Source organism: Gilliamella sp. Imp1-1, assembly GCF_001690415.1.
Lineage (GTDB): Bacteria > Pseudomonadota > Gammaproteobacteria > Enterobacterales > Orbaceae > Gilliamella > Gilliamella bombi.
Genome location: NZ_LZHK01000012.1, coordinates 1 through 20,796, shown reverse-complemented (window position 1 = coordinate 20,796; position 20,796 = coordinate 1). Strand labels below are relative to the sequence as shown.

At 34.5% G+C, this 20,796-nt stretch carries 21 protein-coding genes and 1 pseudogene; 9 read left to right on the top strand and 13 right to left on the bottom strand.

Annotated features, from left to right (window positions below):
• Window positions 1-5: 5 nt before the first annotated feature.
• Together A9G38_RS12630 and A9G38_RS12690 are read left to right on the top strand one after the other, a co-directional pair.
• Window positions 6-290: pseudogene (locus A9G38_RS12630) on the top strand (integrase core domain-containing protein); the annotation flags it as partial.
• The gene (locus tag A9G38_RS12690) at window positions 282-383 is read left to right on the top strand and encodes an integrase core domain-containing protein (RefSeq protein ID WP_081297626.1); all 102 of its coding nucleotides are present in this window, start codon (window positions 282-284) and stop codon (window positions 381-383) included. The pseudogene A9G38_RS12630 and the gene A9G38_RS12690, both read left to right, overlap by 9 nt.
• Here the strand turns inward: A9G38_RS12690 and A9G38_RS01660 are convergent.
• From A9G38_RS01660 to bamE, 10 genes are all read right to left on the bottom strand, one after another.
• Window positions 366-809 (bottom strand): hypothetical protein, encoded by a 444-nt coding sequence (locus A9G38_RS01660; protein WP_034909889.1) that lies wholly within the window; start codon window positions 807-809, stop codon window positions 366-368. The two genes, A9G38_RS12690 and A9G38_RS01660, sit on opposite strands and share 18 nt — an antisense overlap.
• Before the next feature lie 36 nt (window positions 810-845).
• Window positions 846-1,019, bottom strand: coding sequence for a hypothetical protein (locus A9G38_RS12145; protein WP_155266111.1), 174 nt, complete (start codon window positions 1,017-1,019; stop codon window positions 846-848).
• Window positions 1,020-1,034: 15 nt separating this feature from the next.
• Window positions 1,035-1,436: a hypothetical protein gene (locus A9G38_RS01655; RefSeq protein ID WP_065574932.1), complete on the bottom strand. Its 402-nt coding sequence runs from the start codon at window positions 1,434-1,436 to the stop codon at window positions 1,035-1,037.
• A gap of 79 nt (window positions 1,437-1,515) precedes the next feature.
• On the bottom strand, window positions 1,516-1,692 hold the full coding sequence (locus tag A9G38_RS12140) for a hypothetical protein (RefSeq protein WP_176713213.1): 177 nt from the start codon (window positions 1,690-1,692) through the stop codon (window positions 1,516-1,518).
• A gap of 855 nt (window positions 1,693-2,547) precedes the next feature.
• A complete protein-coding gene (locus tag A9G38_RS01650) occupies window positions 2,548-3,291 on the bottom strand; it encodes a hypothetical protein (RefSeq protein ID WP_141671096.1) in 744 nt (247 codons plus the stop codon).
• Between the two features lie 155 nt (window positions 3,292-3,446).
• Window positions 3,447-4,361, bottom strand: a complete 915-nt coding sequence (locus A9G38_RS01645; protein WP_034909896.1) for a lysine exporter LysO family protein — start codon at window positions 4,359-4,361, stop codon at window positions 3,447-3,449.
• Window positions 4,362-4,442: 81 nt separating this feature from the next.
• Window positions 4,443-5,387 carry a VirK/YbjX family protein gene (locus tag A9G38_RS01640; RefSeq protein ID WP_034909898.1) on the bottom strand — a complete coding sequence of 315 codons (945 nt, stop codon included), beginning with the start codon at window positions 5,385-5,387 and terminating at the stop codon, window positions 4,443-4,445.
• Between the two features lie 219 nt (window positions 5,388-5,606).
• Window positions 5,607-6,908, bottom strand: coding sequence for a phosphopyruvate hydratase (gene eno / locus A9G38_RS01635; RefSeq protein ID WP_034909900.1), 1,302 nt, complete (start codon window positions 6,906-6,908; stop codon window positions 5,607-5,609).
• A 47-nt stretch (window positions 6,909-6,955) separates the two neighbouring features.
• A complete protein-coding gene (gene pyrG, locus A9G38_RS01630; protein WP_034909903.1) occupies window positions 6,956-8,593 on the bottom strand; it encodes a glutamine hydrolyzing CTP synthase in 1,638 nt (545 codons plus the stop codon).
• A gap of 459 nt (window positions 8,594-9,052) precedes the next feature.
• A complete protein-coding gene (bamE, locus tag A9G38_RS01625) occupies window positions 9,053-9,469 on the bottom strand; it encodes an outer membrane protein assembly factor BamE (RefSeq protein WP_051634118.1) in 417 nt (138 codons plus the stop codon).
• A gap of 206 nt (window positions 9,470-9,675) precedes the next feature.
• Here bamE and A9G38_RS01620 point away from each other — a divergent pair, with 206 nt between their 5' ends.
• Window positions 9,676-10,287 (top strand): FKBP-type peptidyl-prolyl cis-trans isomerase, encoded by a 612-nt coding sequence (locus A9G38_RS01620; RefSeq protein WP_034909906.1) that lies wholly within the window; start codon window positions 9,676-9,678, stop codon window positions 10,285-10,287.
• Between the two features lie 44 nt (window positions 10,288-10,331).
• Here the strand turns inward: A9G38_RS01620 and A9G38_RS12375 are convergent, their stop codons facing one another.
• Complete coding sequence (locus A9G38_RS12375; protein WP_202961521.1) at window positions 10,332-10,682, bottom strand: MFS transporter; 351 nt, start codon at window positions 10,680-10,682, stop codon at window positions 10,332-10,334.
• Between the two features lie 23 nt (window positions 10,683-10,705).
• The gene (locus A9G38_RS01615) at window positions 10,706-11,524 is read right to left on the bottom strand and encodes an MFS transporter (RefSeq protein ID WP_202961522.1); all 819 of its coding nucleotides are present in this window, start codon (window positions 11,522-11,524) and stop codon (window positions 10,706-10,708) included.
• A 135-nt stretch (window positions 11,525-11,659) separates the two neighbouring features.
• On the opposite strand from A9G38_RS01615, the gene dapB reads away from it, so the two are divergent.
• From dapB to tamB, 5 genes are all read left to right on the top strand, one after another.
• The gene (dapB, locus tag A9G38_RS01610; protein ID WP_034909908.1) at window positions 11,660-12,481 is read left to right on the top strand and encodes a 4-hydroxy-tetrahydrodipicolinate reductase; all 822 of its coding nucleotides are present in this window, start codon (window positions 11,660-11,662) and stop codon (window positions 12,479-12,481) included.
• Between the two features lie 7 nt (window positions 12,482-12,488).
• On the top strand, window positions 12,489-12,986 hold the full coding sequence (tadA, locus tag A9G38_RS01605; protein ID WP_051634119.1) for a tRNA adenosine(34) deaminase TadA: 498 nt from the start codon (window positions 12,489-12,491) through the stop codon (window positions 12,984-12,986).
• Window positions 12,987-13,118: 132 nt separating this feature from the next.
• Window positions 13,119-13,658, top strand: coding sequence for a hypoxanthine phosphoribosyltransferase (hpt, locus tag A9G38_RS01600; RefSeq protein WP_034909910.1), 540 nt, complete (start codon window positions 13,119-13,121; stop codon window positions 13,656-13,658).
• 56 nt (window positions 13,659-13,714) lie between these two features.
• Window positions 13,715-15,391 (top strand): autotransporter assembly complex protein TamA, encoded by a 1,677-nt coding sequence (tamA, locus tag A9G38_RS01595; protein WP_051634120.1) that lies wholly within the window; start codon window positions 13,715-13,717, stop codon window positions 15,389-15,391.
• Between the two features lies 1 nt (window position 15,392).
• Complete coding sequence (tamB, locus tag A9G38_RS01590; RefSeq protein ID WP_034909917.1) at window positions 15,393-19,205, top strand: autotransporter assembly complex protein TamB; 3,813 nt, start codon at window positions 15,393-15,395, stop codon at window positions 19,203-19,205.
• A gap of 732 nt (window positions 19,206-19,937) precedes the next feature.
• Here tamB and A9G38_RS01585 read toward each other — a convergent pair.
• Window positions 19,938-20,525: a hypothetical protein gene (locus A9G38_RS01585; RefSeq protein ID WP_034909920.1), complete on the bottom strand. Its 588-nt coding sequence runs from the start codon at window positions 20,523-20,525 to the stop codon at window positions 19,938-19,940.
• Window positions 20,526-20,668: 143 nt separating this feature from the next.
• Here A9G38_RS01585 and A9G38_RS12685 point away from each other — a divergent pair.
• Window positions 20,669-20,796: helix-turn-helix domain-containing protein (locus A9G38_RS12685; RefSeq protein WP_141671666.1), on the top strand; the 128-nt coding region annotated here is incomplete at its 3' end.

Sequence of the window (20,796 nt, the reverse complement as noted above, 5' to 3'; positions counted from 1 at the left end):
TAGGTATTGATATTGCAGTCAGCTTACCAGCAGGAAGGATTACCCGTTACTTAGATAAACTGGCCGAATATCATGGATATCCATTAAAAATACGGGTCGATAATGGGCCAGAATTTACAGGAAAAAACTTTATAAACTGGGCTAAATCACATGATATAGCCATTGATTATATAAAGCCCGGTAGCCCTTATCAAAATGGTTATATTGAACGATTTAATCGTACCTATCGTACTGAAGTACTTGATTTATATCTTTTTAACAACTTAGCACAAGCAAGGTGAATAACCGAAGAATGGCTAACGATTTATAACACCGAAAGACCGCATGAGGCATTAAATAACATGACACCGATTGAGTATAAAACACTAAAACAAGCAGCTTAATTTTCTACGTGAGTTGTGTACTAAGTTTGGGGCATTTACAATACCACCACATCGTTGCCATCCACTTGCTCTATCTCCTTTAAAATCGCCTTGAGGTTTTGCCCAAACTGAAATTGGTGTAAAACTATACTCATGCATAACAGATGCATCTTTTTTTAACACTGCCCTTATAGTGACAGTTCCTGATGGTTTACTTATTAATTTAACCATACCATTCTTATCAACAACAACCCCATCACCAGGGTTGTTAATTAATTGATAGCGGTAATCCGTTTGTGAACCAGTCATCACTAACTGAAATTTAGCTCCAGGAAAGCCTGTTGTAGGAAATGTTTTTGACGATACGACTGGTTTAATTCTAAAACCATAATTTGGTACATAATCTTGAGTATAACCTCCACCACCTTTTGATCGTGTTCGCTCCAATACATTTGATAATTCAAATCTGGATTATCACCAGGCTTACCCCCATTGATATTCAGGATAAATAATTATGCTATTTGGTTTGACATAACATAACTCCGATTTTGGTGCTATTTGATAAGTTTTAGCTAGGGTAATCTGCTCGCCTTTATCAGGAATTCCGTATGCTGAATGGGCACTAACATTGGTTTTAATGATGAGTTTTAATGGCATTGAAAAACCACTGCCTCAACCTATAATTTTTTTCTTATCATCACCTATTATTCTTACGCCATTATTGTCATACCACCAATAATTAGTCGATTCAACTTTAAACGGCTTTTGTGGTTCGGCACTATCACCATCTATATCGCTGTAATTTTCAACTTTATCTAAGTTTGTTGAAGTATAAATCGCCACTTTAAAATCGTTAAGCGTTAAATTACCATCAAATTCTTTCACTTCACTAGATTTTATAGTGCCACTCGCCTCACTGTAAAAAACACCGTTGACAGTAAAACCATGTTTATCTGCACTCGACAACACCACCACTTGCGGTGCATTTCCTGTAATAATCTGACTCGAAGTTGCTGTTAGTATTGCATTAACTGAGCCAACATGTATCCATTGTGATAATAAGATTAAACCCATTATTTGAGTAAGTTTAGGTTTTGAGTGAGCTATAAGTGTTGTTATTTTGACAACAAAGTGAGATTTGCAATGGAAGTGTTTAAAACAAAAAGAAAAGTAAAAATAAAACGTTTTGCTGTAATATTAAAGGTGAAATAAAACGATTAACAAAATGCCCGATGCCCGATGCCCGATGCCCGATGCCCGATGCCCGATGCCCGATGCCCGATGCCCGATGCCCGATGCCCGATGCCCGATTAAATTCATATTTTATCATAATTTTATTATTCCTCATACTTATTTTCTTAAATTTATTGTTATAAAATAAATAGTTAATGTTGTTTTTAGTAATTTTAGCATAAAGTAGTATATAACTATGCTACTCTATTTTAGAATAAAAACTTCATTTTTCATCTACTTTTTTGTAAAGTTTTGTTAAGCGTATAAAAACTCATAACTGTAGGAATTAGTCACATTGTTTATAGTAATTTGAGAAAATACTGTAATCAATAGACATAAAAACAAAACTAACACCTTATCAACAACAAGCAATATTGCGCATATATCATAGAAAATAACATCACTGATTTGACTAAATATTTTATAGTTAGCCATCCAACCATATATAATACTAAATGATCTCATGAGTCTAAATAACATGGCTACCATTGTATATAAAACATGAAATAAACAGCATAATTTTTTGTGAGTTGAGTGCTCAATATGGGCATTTACCTAAATTAGATTATATTTTTGTAAAAAATATTCAGGATTCTATACCGTTTGGTGATTAAGAATTCTTCAAGCGTGTATGCACACCATTATATGAATTAAAATTTCACTAGACCTGCAGCTAGCAAATGAATGGGTGATCCGGATACAAGACTAGTGCTTTAATGGAGATAGAGTATAATCAGCAAATAATAACAATTTAAAAGATCGAAACAAAAATTTGAGCGATTTACAACAAATCGCCTTATAAGTTTTTTAGAAGATTATTTTAATTATAAAGTGTAAACAACCCGATGCTTTCCTATACCTTCTATTTTTATAACCTTCCCCTTGGTAAGGATTATCCATTGATATTGCATACATATTATGCCTTAGGGGTTTAGTTCATCAAATTTATAAATTATGATTCATCCATAATATTTACCCAACTTGGTATAATAGGTGTTCGGCAGTAATAATTAGCTGAAGGCTGTATATCTTTATTTCTAATTTTTTGAAATTCTGGCGTTTGAGGATCATCAAATAGCTCAGGATCCCAACGACGATTCATTTTGAAAAACAAGAATTCTTCATACCAACTGTTGTGTAACCATGGTTTTGGATAATCTAAAGTGGCATAAATACGGTTACAAATAAAAGTTAACCTCCCACCAAAAACAAAGAAGAAAAAGGACACAAAAGCAACAAAGCCAATACAGCTTGTTTTGGTAATTTCTATCACTTCTGAAGAATCCCACTCATGATTGAATAATATGCTAATGAAAATAAAAACATCGGTACATAATATTATCGATCCAACACCAAACATACAATACTTCAGCAATTGCAACGTCGAAAGACCAACTCCTTTAGGGAAAAATAAAGCATGGTATTTAGGAAAGCGGACGGCATAAGCTTGATATTTGTTCTTATCAATTTGTTTGACAACCATTTCGACGTAATCACCATTTTTAAAAGCGACATTTTCTAACTTACCTTTGACTTTAACATTACCGATATAACAAACAGATGGTGTGCCTTTCAATAGCTTGGTTTGTAGTAACCCAAAAGTAAATAAACTAAGCATGAATTCATAAACAAACTTACATATAGCAGCGGTTATTAGAATAAATCCACCAATCATCTCGATAATAAATAGCCCCAAAATTGACTCAATAAAACCACAGTCTTCAGTTTTTTATTGTGATCCTTTTCTTGATCTACTTTCAATATTTTTAAACGCCTTACTTTACCTCTTAATAAACTATACTTTCCCATTACCTTTTTACTCCGTTTAAGTAGGCTTTGCTTTTTTTTAAGCTAAAACCCAAATCCTCCATAGTTAAATAACGTAATAAATATTGGCATTATAAGTGTCAATAAAAAACCTTGCGCAATAGCCGCAGGCACTATGGCTATCCCACCACCTTTTTGCAGCATGGGGAGTGTAAAATCCATTGATGTTGCACCACACAAACCTAATGTGGTTAATTGGTAGCGTTTAATTAGTGTTGGGATTAAAATAATTGCGCATAATTCACGCAGAATATCATTTAAAAACGTAGCACTACCAATAACTGGACCATGGGCTTCTGTCATTAAAATACCCGATAACGAATACCAACCAAAACCCGATGACATAGCAAGACCTACTCGTGTGGGCAAATCTAAAACAAATGATGCAACAATGCCCCCTAAAAATGCACTTATCGTAACTACTATCGTTGTAATTATGCCTATTTTGTTGAGCAGAATATGCTTGATTGAAATATTATTACTGCGCAATTGAATACCGACTAAAAACAATAAAAAAACCAATACAACTTGCGTGGTACTTTCTGAATATTGCCAAATAAATAATGGAAATAATCCGCAAATAAACCCAATAATTAATGCAATACAAACACGCAATGACTCAAAAATCATTTTAAAACGTGATTCGTAAGTTTGATCTGTTTTATATGCCTTGGTAGAAAGAAAATAATCAAAAATAATTAAAACAACAAAATTACCGCCAAATGTACAAACAAAAAGAACACCGGTATAACATAAAATTATTTGTAAATTTGTAGTTAAGTTATCTAAATGTGCAAGTTCAGATCCCATAATGAATAAAATAAGGTAAACCATCCAACTCAACGTTTGGTTAATCTTAGTCATCAAACTATCATTTTTAATCTTAATTAAGTAACCAATAAACAATGGCACTAACGCAATAAGAATACCAAAATACATATTTTATTCCTTAACTATTCCTGATTTTTATTTTTAAATAATTGGATCAAACCTATGTTTTAAACATGTTACTGCTAATCATTAAGTCAATGATGCTAAATTTTGCTCAATATTAAGTTGAAGCTGATCCAATAAAGCGTAACGATTTCGATATTCTGAACGTTTTTTACTGGCGATTTCTTCAATGGATTTTCGATTAATTTGGCTTGGTAATATAAATAAACCATTGGAATCTTGTTTGCTATCAAGAGTTAACCAAAAATCGTCATAATCAGATAAAATGCGCTCTTGGCGGCTATTATAGCGCCAATTGTTATATATATGTGTTTTATTGCCCACAGCAACAATTTGCGTTAATTGATAATAACGTGCAACCGTCAACGCAGCCTCAACAGCAATACGTTTAGGAAACAATCCATAGCACGCTTTAGTTGCTTTTTGCACACGCGTGCGCGCATCATCATGTCCTGTACCTTGTAAGCCAGCAATAAACAGTGTTGGTTTGGCTTGATATTCAACAATTGAAAACGTCAAAGTGGCTAAGTCGATGCCATCACTATCATAAAAATAAAAGCTAATTTCGCCCTCTCTTGCAAATTTATTACGGGCTTGCACTGCTATTTGAATGTTTTGTTCATTTTTAACTGTTACATCCGCCAATACAAAAGGAAATTGTGGATTATAAAAAGCCTTGCTTATGCTGTCAGGTTGTTTAGCTAAAAAATCATAATGATATGCCAAAGCGTCATAACGGGCTTTTTGACTCAAGCAAGAAGCTAAATAAGGACGCTGTAATTTACACGGCAAATTTGTTTGGCACGAAAAATAATAGCCAAGTAGTGGATACTGCCTTAATTTATCAAGCCATTTCAAAGTGATTGGACTTAAAAATAAGGTTCTGAAAAAAAACTTATAACGATAAGTCGGATTAAGCCATAATTCGTTTAATGGTAATTTACCAGTATAAAGCCAGTTAAAAAGTTGCCATTTACTTTTTGGCCTAGACATATTCGTAATATTATTCATAAGTAGAAATTAAAATCGTGTTAGTTATTCTGTCAATTACTGGCGATTAAATCAATACGCATTGATATTTATAATCAGCCATAAAAAAATCAAACGATAAGAGTACAACACAACCTAAGTTGGTGCAACTGTTCCAATGGTTATGTAAGATTAAATAAAAATAAAAAACGGTGAACTAGTCACCGTTTTTTAAGCAATAACGTCTTTTATAAAAAAGAATTATTGACCTTTAACTTCTTTTAAACCGTTGAATGGTGCTTTTGAACCTAAAGCTTCTTCAATACGGATTAATTGGTTGTATTTAGCAACACGGTCAGAACGGCTCATTGAACCAGTTTTGATTTGACCAGCTGCTAAACCTACGGCTAAATCAGCAATTGTTGAATCTTCGGTTTCACCACTACGGTGAGAAATAACCGCAGTATAGCCTGCGTCTTTCGCCATTTTAACCGCAGCGATAGACTCAGTTAATGTACCGATTTGGTTTACTTTAACTAAGATAGAGTTAGCGATACCTTTTTCAATACCTTGTTTAAAGATTTTAGTATTAGTTACAAATAGATCATCACCCACTAATTGGATTTTGTGACCTAATGCTTTAGTTTGGTAAGCCCAACCTTCCCAATCGCTTTCATCTAAACCGTCTTCGATTGATACGATTGGATATTCATTAGTTAAACCTTCTAAGTAATGAGTAAATTCTTGAGCAGTGAATTCTTTGTTACCTTCACCTTTCAATACATATTTACCAGTTTCTTTGTTATAGAATTCAGAAGCTGCACAGTCCATCGCTAAGGTTATGTCTTTACCTAAAACATAACCTGCTTTTTCTACTGCTTCTTTAATGCATGCTAATGCTTCAGCATTTGAACCTAAATTAGGTGCAAAACCACCTTCATCACCAACTGCAGTATTCATACCTTTAGCGTGTAATACTTTTGCTAAGTTGTGGAATACTTCAGAACCCATGCGAATTGCTTCACGAACTGTTTTAGCACCAACTGGTTGGATCATGAATTCTTGTAAATCAATGTTGTTATCAGCGTGCTCACCACCGTTGATGATGTTCATCATTGGTAATGGCATTGAATATTGACCTGGAGTGCCGTTAAGATCAGCTATGTGCTGATAAAGAGGAACACCTTTAGCAGCTGCAGCAGCTTTAGCTGTAGCTAAAGATACAGCAAGAATTGAGTTAGCACCTAAGTTAGATTTAAAATCAGTTCCATCTAAGTCAAGCATGATTTGGTCGATAGCAGCTTGATCTAAAGCATCTTTACCAACAACGGCTTTAGCGATTGGTCCATTTACGTTTTCAACCGCTTTTAATACGCCTTTACCTAAAAAGCGAGATTTGTCACCATCGCGAAGTTCTAACGCTTCACGTGAGCCAGTTGACGCACCAGATGGCACGATTGCAAGACCAACAAAACCACCTTCTAAATGAACTTCGGCTTCAACTGTTGGATTACCACGAGAGTCGATCACTTCACGACCATGTACTTTAACGATTTTTGCCATGTTATTTTCCTCTATATGACAGATATATTACAAATGTTAATTTAAAACTATTTTTGTTGCTGCTCTTGATAAGCTTTGGCAGCTTTTATAAAACTACTAAATAGTGGATGTCCATCTCGTGGTGTTGATGTGAATTCTGGATGGAACTGACACGCAACAAACCATGGATGATCTGGGATTTCGATAATCTCAACCAACTTTCTATCCGTTGAAAGACCGGTGACTTTTAACCCAGCTTTAACCACTTCAGGTAATAAATTGTTATTTACTTCATAACGATGTCGATGACGCTCGGTAATCGATTCATTTTTATACATATCGTATACTAATGAATTTGGCTCTAAATGGCAAATTTGCGAACCTAAACGCATTGTGCCACCTAAATCACTGTTTTCATTACGTTGTACTACATTACCCGATTCATCACTCCATTCTGTAATTAAAGCAATGATTGGGTTTGCACAATCTTTGACAAATTCAGTTGAGTTAGCATCTTTAATGCCTGCAACATTACGTGCATATTCGATCATAGCCACTTGTAAACCAAGGCAGATACCTAAGTACGGGATCTTGTTTTCACGTGCATAGCGAGCCGCCATAATTTTTCCTTCAACACCACGATAACCAAATCCACCAGGAATTAAGATAGCATCTAAACCTTCTAGCAAATCAGTACCGCGTGACTCAAGATCTTCTGAATCAATATAACGAATATTCACCGTTAAACGATTTTTTAATCCACCGTGTTTTAATGCTTCGTTCACTGATTTATAAGCATCCGGTAGAGCAATATATTTACCCACCATACCAATAGTCACTTCACCAACTGGGTTAGCTTCTTCATAAATGACTTGTTCCCATTGAGAAAGATCGGCTTCTTTACAGTCGAGATTGAAACGTTTGCAAACAAAAGTATCTAAGTTTTGTGATTTTAATAATGCCGGGATTTTATAAATAGAATCGACATCTTTAAGTGAAATCACTGCACGCTCAGGCACGTTACAAAATAGTGCAATTTTAGCTCGTTCATGAGCAGGAATAATGCGATCGGAACGGCAAATTAACACGTCGGGTTGAATACCAATTGACAGCAACTCTTTTACTGAATGTTGCGTAGGTTTGGTTTTAACTTCACCAGCAGAGGCCAAATAAGGTACTAAGGTTAAGTGCATAAATAATGTGTGTTCACGTCCAACATCTACCGCTAATTGACGAATCGCTTCTAAAAACGGAAGTGATTCAATATCACCAACAGTACCACCAATTTCAACAATTGCGACATCAAACCCCTTTGCGCCATCAATTACACGTGATTTAATTGCATTAGTGATATGAGGAATAACTTGAACCGTAGCCCCTAAATAATCACCACGTCGCTCTTTTCGTAATACATCAGAATAAATGCGCCCTGTAGTGAAGTTATTTTTTCGCGTCATTTTAGTGCGAATAAAACGTTCATAATGACCTAAATCAAGATCGGTTTCTGCACCATCTTCAGTCACAAACACTTCACCATGTTGAATAGGACTCATTGTGCCCGGATCGACATTAATATAGGGATCAAGTTTGAGCATGGTGACATTTAAATTGCGGGCTTCTAAGATTGCAGCAAGTGATGCTGCGGCAATGCCTTTACCAAGGGAAGAAACGACACCGCCTGTAACAAAAATATAATTCGTGACCATTAATACCAGACCATTATTAATTTATAAGAACAATGTTGTATCGATTTTTAAAGCATAAAAACCAATATAACAAATAAGAATCAGACGGGAATGCAGTATAACAGAATCTGCCTTGTCCCACAATTGAATAATTAATTTTAACTGATAAGTTGCAGGAAAATACCGAGTTATTTACAACTCATGATTAAAATAACCTGATTGTAAATCTACAGTAGCAAATTCTAAATATTTAAGATGAGTATAATGATCCTCGTCAACAAATAAGATAAAACATTATTTAGGTATAGCAATCGTAACAATAAGTTGTCGAGAATTTATATTAGTATGGTCACATTGGCAGTTGTATGATGTAGCTAAAAATGTATAAATAAGCTTATAATTAATACAAAAGATCAATAGCCGTAGCTAAACCAAAATAAAAACCTCATTTTTTAAAGAGGCTTTTATTTTATATTTTAATTAAGATTCAGGAGTATCATCATCAGATTTTGTATCAATTGGATCTGATATACCTTGTTTATTCATTTCTTCTAATGATTTAGAACCTGCTAGCTCTGAACTTTTGATATCCTTTACAATACCCATTTCATCAAAATAGACAACATAGGTTCTTTGACTAACAGCGCCATGCTGCGGTTGTTGACGGAAAACATAATACCAAACACGATCACCAAAGACAGAAGTTAACATTGGTGACCCCATAATAAATACAACCTGTTCTTTATTTTGACCAACTTGTAATAGGTCTATAGCATCTGGTGTTACATAATTACCTTGGTTAATATCAGGTCGATATACCCAACGATCAACAACCGAACAACCAGTTAATAAAACACTCGCTACAATTGTAAAAGAGGTAAACTTACGAAACAGCATCTAACTTTATCCATAAAAAAATAATGATATATATTATCGCTGATATTTTTCATAAGTGCTAGCCAAATTAATAAATTCTTCTACAGTTAGATAATGATTCTGATATCAGTAGGTCCTAACATAAATTATCACTTGACTTTTATTCTTGTATCAACCAACTTAATACTGTCATAATAGACACTATTTTTAAACATCAAAGGTACAAAATGAAACTAGAAACTATAGATCAAAAAGCAAGTTATGCTATCGGTTTGCAAATAGGACAACAACTAAAAGAATCTGGCTTAAATAATTTAGAACTCAACGCATTAAAACTAGCAATGGAAGATGTATTATCGGGTAATCAACCTGCTCTACCTTTACAAGAATTACATGAAGCATTACGCCATGTGCATGAACAAGCAACCAAAGAGAAGACCAAACAAGCAGAAAAAATTGCTCAAGCAGGTAAAGATTTTCTAGCAGAAAACATTACAAAAGATGGCATTAAATCGACTGAATCAGGTTTACAATACGAAATCATCAAACAAGGCGATGGCGCATTACCTAAAGCAACCGATCGCGTGCAAGTTCATTATACAGGGCAACTAATTGATGGCACAGTATTTGATAGTTCTGTTGAACGTGGACAACCTGCTGAGTTTCCAGTCAATGGTGTGATTAAAGGCTGGGTTGAAGCGTTACAACTTATGCCAAAAGGTTCAAAATGGCGTTTATATATTCCTCAAGAATTAGCTTATGGTGCTCAAGGTGCTGGCGCATCAATTCCACCATACAGTGCATTAATTTTTGATGTTGAATTACTAAAAGTTTTATAAGCAAGAGTGGACGCTACTTGACGTCCATTTGTTTTGAACTATTATCATTTAGGAAGATGATAAGCACTAAATGCCGCCAGTAACAATAAAATACTCGCCGTACCAAACGCAACTAAATGAGTGTGTAAATGATCATAAGCCCATCCACCTAACCATGAACCAATCATCGCACCAATTTGATGTCCCAAATAGGTTAATCCTGAAAGTAGTCCCACAATTTTTACACCATAAATATCTGCGGTAATGGCTCCAGACATCGACAAAGCACCAGCCCAAACCAAACCACCCACTGCTGCAATAGTAAAAAGCTGCCATTTAGTTGATGCTAAAACAAGAGCAATAAAACCTAAACCTCGTATTAAATAGACCATCATTAAAATGTTTTTTCGTTGCACTATATCAGATAAATAACCCAAAACTAAGGTACTAAAATAGCCACTAAACCAATCAAACCAATACCATTAGAACTAATGATAGGGTCAAATCCATGATCGGTAAGCATTGGGACTCCATGTGTTCCTAATAAATTCATACTGAAGCCACAGGTAAAAAGCCCAAAACTCAGCTGCCAAAATGGACGTGTTTTTAACACATCTATAAGTTTGATACTAGGCTCTATTTTTTGATTGATAACAGGCTCTATACTATAGACTTCGATTTCAGATTGATTATCTTTCATAATAAACAAAGCAATAGGCAAAGCGATAATCATAAAAATCACAGCAAATGAAATTAGCGTTGTTTGCCATCCATAAATAGGAATCAAGAAAGCAAAAACAGGTAACATCACTGCAATACCTGCCATACTTCCTGTTGATAAAATAAATAAAGCCAATCCTCTACGCTTGATAAACCAACGTGCCACAATGGGCATAAAACTGACAGAACCAACAAAGGAAGTACCAAAAGATAACGCAACACCAAAAGATAGAAAAAAGTTCCAATAATCAGTTGAGTTAGCTGACCAAACAGTAGAAATAATAATAATGATGGAACCTAATATTAGGACAAAACGAGTACCATATTTACCGACTAAATATCCCGATATTGGCATAGCAATTCCAGAGAAAAGCATACCTATAGCAATGATTCCAGAAAGTACGCTACGACTAAAATTCAGATCATTTGCAATGGGCAGAAAAAAAACCCCCATACTCATTCTTAATCCACTAGAAAGTAAAGTTAGAAAGGAGGCCGCAATAACAATATTCCAACCAAAATACCACGGAGATCGCATAATAAACTCCTGATTATTTTTTATAGAAAATGGTTCAAAAATTCTAGCATTTAAGTTTAGTCGATGTGTATAAGTTATTTATTTTCCGCTATAATATTTATTTATCTATATTCACAAAAAGTTAAGGAAAGTTATATGTCAACAAACATGATTCGTATTGCGATCACTGGTGCTGGTGGCAAAATGGGACGGCAACTTATCCAAGCTGTTTCGCAAATCAAAGGGGTTACCTTAGGAGCAGCATTTGAACGAGCAGGTTCCTCACTAATTGGTAGTGATGCAGGTGAGCTTGCAGGGATCGGTATTTGTGGCATTAAAGTCACCGATAATCTAGAACAAGCTAAAGATCAATTTGACGTATTGATCGATTTTACGCGACCTGAAGGTACACTCACCCACTTAGCTTTTTGTGTTGAAAATAAAAAAATGATAATCATTGGCACAACTGGTTTTGATGATGCAGGTAAACAAGCTATTGCTGATGCAGCTAAAAGCATTGCCATTGTCTTTGCTGCAAACTTCAGTGTCGGTGTTAACTTAGTGCTAAAATTATTGGAAAAAGCTACCAAAATTATGGGCGGTTATACTGATATCGAAATTATTGAAGCCCATCACCGTCACAAGGTTGATGCTCCTTCTGGTACAGCATTAGCCATGGGTGAAGCCATTGCAGATGCACTTGATTGCAACTTAAAAGATCGTGCAGTTTACTGTCGTGAAGGTCATACAGGGGAAAGACCACAAGGCGCTATTGGCTTTGCAACTATCCGAGCAGGTGACATAGTAGGAGAACATACCGCTATCTTTGCCGATATTGGCGAGCGCGTTGAAATTAGTCATAAAGCATCTAGCCGCATGACATTTGCTAATGGTGCTGTTCGAGCCTCGCTCTGGCTTGCCAAACAGCCAGTTGGTTTATACGACATGCGTGATGTTCTAAATCTCAATAATTTGTAATTTGAAAATGTCAAATGAAATTTGGATACAACATGCACTAGTGCTTGCTAAACGCGCCGAGTTGCTTGGAGAAATCCCAGTCGGCGCGGTGATTGTTGATGAAAATAATCAAATTATTGGTGAAGGTTTTAATCAACCCATTAGTAAGCATAATCCCACTGCGCATGCTGAAATGATGGCTATTGAACAAGCAGGTAAATATTTGAATAACTATCGATTGATTAATACAACTCTGTATACCACTCTTGAGCCTTGCATTATGTGTGCTGGAGCCATTATACATAGTCGTATTAAACGCGTAGTATATGGTGCAAAAGATTACAAAACTGGTGCAGCAGGTTCTTTTATTGATATTCTTGCTCAGCAAGGCATCAACCATTATGCAGAAGTGACAGGTGGAGTACTAGCTAACGAATGTAGTACTATTTTGAGTGATTTTTTTAAAAAACGGCGTTTACAAAAAAAAGTGACTAAAAATTGTTGTCAAAAAGTTTCAGGTAACTAGGTGTTTGAGTATAAAATACAAAAATCTATTCCCATGTTAGTTTAATAAAAAATGGGTTCGCTTATTCTTTTTACCAAGGAAAATTGCTAGAATCTCATTTAATTTTTTAAAAATTTAATTTGAGCATTATTAATGAAAAAACACACATTAGAAATGATGATATCTACTGATGATATCCAAAAACGTGTAATTGAGCTAGGCCAACAAATAAGTCAAGACTATAAAAATAGCCAAAATGAACTTATTTTAGTTGGACTTTTACGTGGCTCTTTTATTTTTATGGCCGATTTGAGCCGAGCAATTACTGTCGGGCACGAAGTTGATTTTATGACAGCATCAAGCTATGGTAATGCTGTTATTAGTAACCGTGACGTTAAAATCTTAAAGGACTTAGATGAAGATATCCGTGATAAAGATGTATTAATTATCGAAGATATTATAGATACAGGTAATACCCTTAGCAAAGTCATGGCTATTTTAGAATTGCGCCATCCACGCAGTATTGAAATTTGTACGCTATTAGACAAACCCTCTCGCCGTGAAGTAAACGTTCCAGTTAAATATATCGGATTTTCAATTCCTGATGAATTTGTTGTGGGTTATGGTATTGACTATGCTCAGCACTACCGTCACTTACCTTTTATCGGTCATGTAACTTTACTTGAATCTTAATATTATACGAGGTATATGTGTCTCGATTCTCCTGTTCATTAGGTTTACTTTTAGTTATGACAGCTACGACAAGTTATGCTGACATGAAGTTATCCATTAAGGGATTAAAAGGCGATCTTGCAGATAATGTTGAGGCACGAACTTCATTAATTACACCTGACAAAGTTAGTGATACTCCAAATTTTAAGCGTTATTTTGAAAGCGAAACAAAAAAAGCATTACGTGCATTGGGTTACTACTCTCCTAGCTTTGAATATAACGCACAAAACCCGAAGGTTCTTGTTGTTAATATATCACCTGGCGAACCCGTATTAGTTGAACAGCTTAATATTAATATTACTGGTGAGGGGCAACAAGATCCAGATTTTCAATATTTACTTAAAAACAACTTACCAAAAATTGGCGATGTGTTAAATCATGGTATTTATGAATCATTTAAGAAAAGCCTGCAAAATTTATCACTAAAAAAAGGTTACTTTGATGCAAATATGCCTAAACATCAATTAGCTGTATCTATGTCTGATCATCAAGCCTTTTGGAATATTGATTATACAACAGGTAGGCGATATCGATTCGGTAAAGTTACTTTTCATAATGCCAAAATTCGTGATGACTATTTAGCTAATATTGTGCCATTTAAAGACGGTGAGAAATATACAGCTGAACAATTATCATTATTAAATAGACGCCTTACTTCTACAAACTGGTTTAATTCAGTGGTTGTTGTTCCAGATTTTCCTCATCTAACCGAAGATAGAGTTCTTCCCATTAATGTAGAAACCTCACCCCGAAAAAAAAATAATATGGACTTAGGGTTGGGCTTTTCAACTGATAACGGCGTGCATGGTAAGATTGGTTGGAATAAACCTTGGATCAATAGTCGAGGGCAAAGTTTTCAAAGTAACTTATCACTATCTTCGCCAGAACAATTGGTGACCATGAGTTACAAAATCCCTTTAAAAAAATCACCTTTAGAGCAATATTATACTATTCAAGGTGGTTATAAAAAGATAGATAATAATGATACCTATTCACGTTCTTATACGTTCGGGGCTTTACGTAATTGGGATAATTTTTATGGATGGCAAACAGCATTAGGATTAAATGTGTTAAATGATGACTTTACCCAAGGTGATTCAAGTTTTAAAACATTTTTGTATTACCCGTCGCTTAGCATATCAAGAATTCGTTCTGATGGTAGTTTATTAGCAATGTGGGGCGATTCACAACGTTATTCTATTGAAGCAGCTGGAGAGCAATTAGGTTCAGATATTAATCTAGTGCGATTTCAGGCACAACAAGCATGGATTCGCTCCTTAAAAAAATCGCATCGATTTATAGCTCGTGGCAATTTTGGCATTATACAAGCGAGCAATTTTGACCGAGTTCCACCATCATTTAGATTTTTTGCTGGTGGTGAACGCAGTATTCGAGGTTACAGTTATCAGTCTATTTCACCTAAGGATAAAAAAGGTAAATTAAAAGGTGCATCTAAACTCATCACAGGTTCACTTGAATATCAATATAATTTATCTGGATCATGGTGGGGAGCCGCATTTGTAGATACAGGTGAAGCTATAGATAAAGTTGATAAAACTAAATTTTATACAGGAACTGGTTTTGGCATCCGCTGGGCTTCTCCGGTTGGGCCAATAAAGGTTGATTTAGCAACACCACTTAACAAAGATACAGGCTCAATTCACCTATACATTGGCTTAGGAAGCGAATTATAATATGACTAAAAATTCAGCTAGAATTAAAAAAGTAAAAAAATTAAAGCGGATACGTAAATGGAAAAAACGAAGCATCGCCATTTTATCTGTTATTACCTTTCTAATTGTTTTTGTTATTTTGTTTATATACACCAGTCTTGGTGTAAAACTAACCACCTATGTTTTAAATAAATTTCTACCTGAGTTAAAAATAGCTCAAGTTGAAGGCACCTTTCATGATTTGCATGTACAAGGACTTTCACTTGAATTACCAGGTGTTAATGTTCAAGTTAATGATACTTCATTTTCACTCGCAGGACTTTGTTTATTAAAGACTGAAGTCTGCGTCAATCAATTCAATGCCAATGGTGTAAATGTTTCCATTAATACTAAAGAAATAGAAAGTTCACCAAGTGAAACTACTATTGATACTACCGCAGAACAACATTTTGTTCTCAAAACTCCATTACCTATAGAGCTTAACAGCACACACCTTACTAATGTAAAAGTCACTGTTGATGATATGCAATTTGGAATGTCTGACTTCACGGGTAAAGCCACATGGGTTAATAATCAGATTCATGTTTATCCTGCTGTTGCTACAGGGTTGAATGCTATTTTTACAGATAATAAAGCAGCAAATGTACCCGTAAAAACGTCCGATACAGATATCGCACTTAATAAAAAAATCGCCCAACTTTTTAATCAACCACTGATTGAATCATTGCCTCAAGTTAATATTCCATTAGATATTAATGTAACTAGTTTAAGAGGGACAAACTGGCTATTACATATGGGGGGGCATGATTACCTATTTGATAACGTTACAATTCAAACCAATATTGTTAATAGCCGTATTATTATAAAACAATTAGATACAGATGCTATAACTCCCTATGTTAGCGGACATGCTTCACTTTCAGGTGAAATCACATTACACGATGACTGGCCTGTATTAGCTTTAATAAAGGCAAATACCGAACAAAATCAACTTGATGCACAGTTTTCAGGAAAATTACTTGGTGAGTTGTTAACTAACTTAAACCTTGATGGTTTGAATCAAATGGTGATGAGTGGACACATCAATTTTATTGAAAAATACTTACCTGTAATCACTCAAATTGAAGGTAAGCATATTCAATGGCCGATTGAAGGAAAAGCTCAGTACCAATTAAATGATTTTTCAGCATCAATAAACGGTAATGTAAAACAGTTTCAAATGTCGGCCAAAGGTATTATTCAAGGGAAAGAATTAATTAATACTTCGTTTGATATTGCTGGCAAAGGAACTAATCAAGAGGCAAGCATTGATCATGGAATCATTAAATTACCTCAAGGTGAAATTAATATAGATGGAAATATAAGTTGGCCACAAGCATTACAATGGAATGTCAACATAAAACTAAATAATGTTGATATGTACAAAGGACTACCTAACTATCCGATTCGATTAAATGGTCAATTTAAAACTACAGGCGTACTAGACAAAGATAAATGGGCGTTTGATTTTTCCAATCTACAACTAAAAGGTAATATTAACCATGCTAATTTTTTAGCATCTGGTAACGTATATGTTGATTCTGAAAACTTAGCCACTGCAAATAATTTTGCAATCAATTGGGGTAAAAATCAGATCGATTTAAATGGTTCAGCTGAAAAAGGCAACTTACTGGCGAAGCTAAATCTCGGATCATTATCGTTAATAGTTGATGATATGCAAGGTTCAATTGTGGGTAATATAAAACTTAATCGCACACATGATAATGCAATTATAGATACTAGTTTAGCTATTAACTCGCTATCTTTTAACACCATCAAAATAGCCAAAGCTAATCTTATAGGTAAAGTTGAGTATAAAGAACAGATCAGTGGCAACATTAAACTCACAGGACAATCAATAGAACTTTCAAATCAAACCATAAAAAAACTAAATGTTGATCTATCTGGTAGTGAAAGCCAACATATATTAACCGTTAATATTGATGGTGAACCTGCATCACTAAAAACATCGTTAACAGGAAAACTTGATAAAGAACGCACAAAGTGGAACGGAACCATTTCAGGTGCGCTACTCAATTTAAACAAAAATAACAGTTGGCAATTAGCTAAATCTGTTGACTTATCTTATGATGTTAATAATCAAATCCCAGCAATTAATGCTCATTGCTGGATTAATGGAAAGTCAAGCATTTGCCTTGATAAGCAATTTTTGTTAGCTAAAAATACCGATACAAGTATCACCTTAAAAAACATTAATCTATCTAGGCTACCAATACCAAATGACGGTGAAACCAAACTTACTGGTAATGTAAATGGAAAAATAACTATTCAATTTAATAATGACAATACAATACCATTAATAAAAGCAAATTTAACAAGTTATGATGTTTATATTCAACAAATGGTTACCTCCCAATCGTTACTATTGCCTTTTGATGTTTTCAAAATAGATGCTGAATTTAATGAACAACAGGCTAAATTGGATTGGAAATTTGGTCTGAATAAATTAGGAAAAATAAACGGTAATCTTGTTATTACTGATCCAATTGAACAAAAAAAATTAAGTGGTAAATTAAGTATCGATCACTTAGCTTTAGCAATTATTAACCCATTATTAGATAGCAAAGACTATGCTAAAGGGGCTATTAATGGTAACGTTAAATTTTCTGGCTCATTAAATGAGCCATTGCTAACAGGAAATATTAACTTACAAAATAGCGAAATCAAATCTAGCCAATTACCAATTGATATTAAATCAGCTAAATTTGACCTCAATTTCAATGGTAAATCATCCACATTAAAAGGTGTTTTAACAACTCAAGCTGGCAATGTTAATATTAATGGTAATGCCAGCTGGAATACTATAGATAAATGGCAAGCCTCGTTAGCTGTTAATGGCGCTGCCATGGAAGTTACTGTGCCACCAATGATTGTTATGTCAATTGTTCCAGATATTAAAATCAATGTAACACAAGATGAATTAACGTTATTAGGTAAAGTTAGCATTCCAAAAGGAAAAATAACAGTTGAATCACTACCAGCATCAAGTGTTGATGTCTCACCAGATGAAGTAATGCTCGATATAAATCGGAAACCTATTAGGCCTCAGGAATTTGGCATTAAGATCAATAGTCATCTTGAAATTGATATTGGTGATAACGTTATTGTCGATGCTTTTGGACTAAAGGCTTCGCTTAAAGGTAGTTTAATTGCAGCACAAACCAATAAAGGACTTGATTTGCATGGTGAAGTTTTGATTCCAACAGGTCGATTCCATGCTTATGGGCAAGATTTAATTATTCATAAAGGCATCATTACTTTTTCAGGATCGGCTGATCAAGCTACACTCGATATAGAAGCAATTCGTAATCCAGAAGCAATGGAAAATAGTAATATTATGGCTGGAATCCGTGTTACAGGATCTTCTGAATCGCCAAAAATTGAAGTATTTTCAGATCCCGCCATGTCACAGCAAGAAGCACTCTCCTACTTAATCCGAGGACAAGGACTCGATAGTACAGAACAAAGCGATAGCGATATGATGACAGCTTTGCTGGTTGGTATTGGCACAGCGAAAACAGGTAAATATATTGGCGATATTGGTAATGTATTTGGTATTAAAAATCTAACACTTGATACGCAAGGTGCCGGTAATAACTCTAAAGTTGTGGTTAGTGGCTACATATTACCTAATTTACAACTTAAATATGGTGTAGGTATATTTGATTCATTGGCCACTTTTACTTTGCGTTATCGCCTAATGCCTAGTCTCTATTTAGATGCAACATCAAGTTTAGCTCAAACATTGGATCTGATTTATCAATTCGATTTTTAACATTACCCCAAAGGACTCTGCCCATTATCTTATGCAGAATCTCAATAGGGTAAAAGGCTAACACCAGCCTAGCCTAAAACGTGCTAACTGACGCTTTAGGTTAGCCATTTCAACGGTAAAAAAGTGCTATCAGTATTTGTTTTTGTTTGGCATTATACAGTCACATCATTAAAAAAACAATAAAATCAACACCTTTACTAAAAATTTTTAGAACAGAAAGTGACCAAATTTGGCGCAGTTCGTTTTAAAGAACTTGAGCTTTTGGGATACAATCTAGCGATACGGTTTTTAGAATTTTTACTAAGTTTTACGCTCTAATTAGTGCCAAAGAACTCGCTAAAAGCGAGTTCTTTGGCACTAATTTGTTCCTGTCTGACATGGAGCTACTATTAGGTTATTCTTCAATTTTTTTATCAAACCAAGAATATCCCATTCCCCTTTTCGTGTAAGCATCCTTTACCTGACTACAAGGGTATCCTTCTTTTATTGCTTTTTGTAATTTACTTTCTTTGTTCCAGTCTAATTTTTGAGATTTAACTGCTTCTAATTTATCTATACATGAGTTATATGTAGTAATAAATTCCGCATTATTTTCTGTATAGAATTTAATGTACTTATCACTTTCTTTTTTCCATGCTTTTTCCCAACTAATACTACAAACTGGTAAAAAAACTAGGTCATCTGCACAGTATAGTGATTTTTTTGATTCAATGATTTGAATATCAGCATTAGCTAATTCGCCGCCTTTTCCTCTAACGCTTTTTCGGCAACACTACAATTAGAGCCAGTTCTTTTATCTAATTTACATAAAGACTGCATTTTTGCTTTAATTTCATTAAAAGATAGTTGTTTTAACTCTTTTTTACCTTCATCTACTTTTTCTTTATAAATCGTTTCCCAAGCTTCACATTTCGGGCTTTTATTAAATGAAAAACTACTTTTACATTCATCTACCTTTAAATATTCATTAACTGATTCGCCCCACGACATACCAGAAATTTGTTTTTTAATAGCACTCATTTCAGAATCTACTGCTTGTTTTCTTTCGTCTTCTTTCCGTTTGTTTTCTAATTCATATTTTATCTTTTTGTCTTTTTTAATTGCAGACATTGCAGCACGACATTCAGGATCTTTTTCTACCTTTTCGATACCGCCTTTATCACTTGCCATAAATGCCTTTTTTAGATCCTGATTACATTGCTCTACTTTTTTATTTGCTGAGTCTATATTGTTTAAATAATATTCTTCGTTTTTTTCTTCACAACCAGTTAAAGCCATAGCGGTGGTTAATATAAGTAAAACGTTTTTTAAGGCTTTCATCTATTCTCCTATTTAACTTACTTTTATTTTCATAAATATACCTGGATTCAAACATGAAGTGCAATTTTAAACACGGTGGAGTGAAGAAAGTAGAAAGGTGATTTATACTAGCACCTTCGCACCACCACAGTTTGGAGATTGCTATGTATTATAATCACCTTTCTAGGAAGGAAAGATACCAGATTTTCGTATTATTACAAGCCGGAAAGAATAAAAAAGAGATAGCCCAGCTACTCAATAGACATCCTTCGACAATAAGTCGAGAGATAAA

Bases quoted from the DNA above. Each gene is read 5' to 3' on its own strand.
- A9G38_RS01615 (WP_202961522.1), bottom strand. From the start codon at position 11,524: ATGCGATCTCCGTGGTATTTTGGTTGGAATATTGTTATTGCGGCCTCC.
- eno (WP_034909900.1), bottom strand. From the start codon at position 6,908: ATGGCAAAAATCGTTAAAGTACATGGTCGTGAAGTGATCGACTCTCGT.
- tadA (WP_051634119.1), top strand. From the start codon at position 12,489: ATGTCAAATGAAATTTGGATACAACATGCACTAGTGCTTGCTAAACGC.
- A9G38_RS01620 (WP_034909906.1), top strand. From the start codon at position 9,676: ATGAAACTAGAAACTATAGATCAAAAAGCAAGTTATGCTATCGGTTTG.
- tamA (WP_051634120.1), top strand. From the start codon at position 13,715: ATGACAGCTACGACAAGTTATGCTGACATGAAGTTATCCATTAAGGGA.
- hpt (WP_034909910.1), top strand. From the start codon at position 13,119: ATGAAAAAACACACATTAGAAATGATGATATCTACTGATGATATCCAA.
- A9G38_RS01645 (WP_034909896.1), bottom strand. From the start codon at position 4,361: ATGTATTTTGGTATTCTTATTGCGTTAGTGCCATTGTTTATTGGTTAC.
- A9G38_RS01655 (WP_065574932.1), bottom strand. From the start codon at position 1,436: ATGGGTTTAATCTTATTATCACAATGGATACATGTTGGCTCAGTTAAT.
- A9G38_RS12140 (WP_176713213.1), bottom strand. From the start codon at position 1,692: ATGATAAAATATGAATTTAATCGGGCATCGGGCATCGGGCATCGGGCA.
- tamB (WP_034909917.1), top strand. From the start codon at position 15,393: ATGACTAAAAATTCAGCTAGAATTAAAAAAGTAAAAAAATTAAAGCGG.
- pyrG (WP_034909903.1), bottom strand. From the start codon at position 8,593: ATGGTCACGAATTATATTTTTGTTACAGGCGGTGTCGTTTCTTCCCTT.
- A9G38_RS01585 (WP_034909920.1), bottom strand. From the start codon at position 20,525: ATGAAAGCCTTAAAAAACGTTTTACTTATATTAACCACCGCTATGGCT.
- dapB (WP_034909908.1), top strand. From the start codon at position 11,660: ATGTCAACAAACATGATTCGTATTGCGATCACTGGTGCTGGTGGCAAA.
- A9G38_RS01640 (WP_034909898.1), bottom strand. From the start codon at position 5,387: ATGAATAATATTACGAATATGTCTAGGCCAAAAAGTAAATGGCAACTT.
- bamE (WP_051634118.1), bottom strand. From the start codon at position 9,469: ATGCTGTTTCGTAAGTTTACCTCTTTTACAATTGTAGCGAGTGTTTTA.
- A9G38_RS12145 (WP_155266111.1), bottom strand. From the start codon at position 1,019: ATGCCATTAAAACTCATCATTAAAACCAATGTTAGTGCCCATTCAGCA.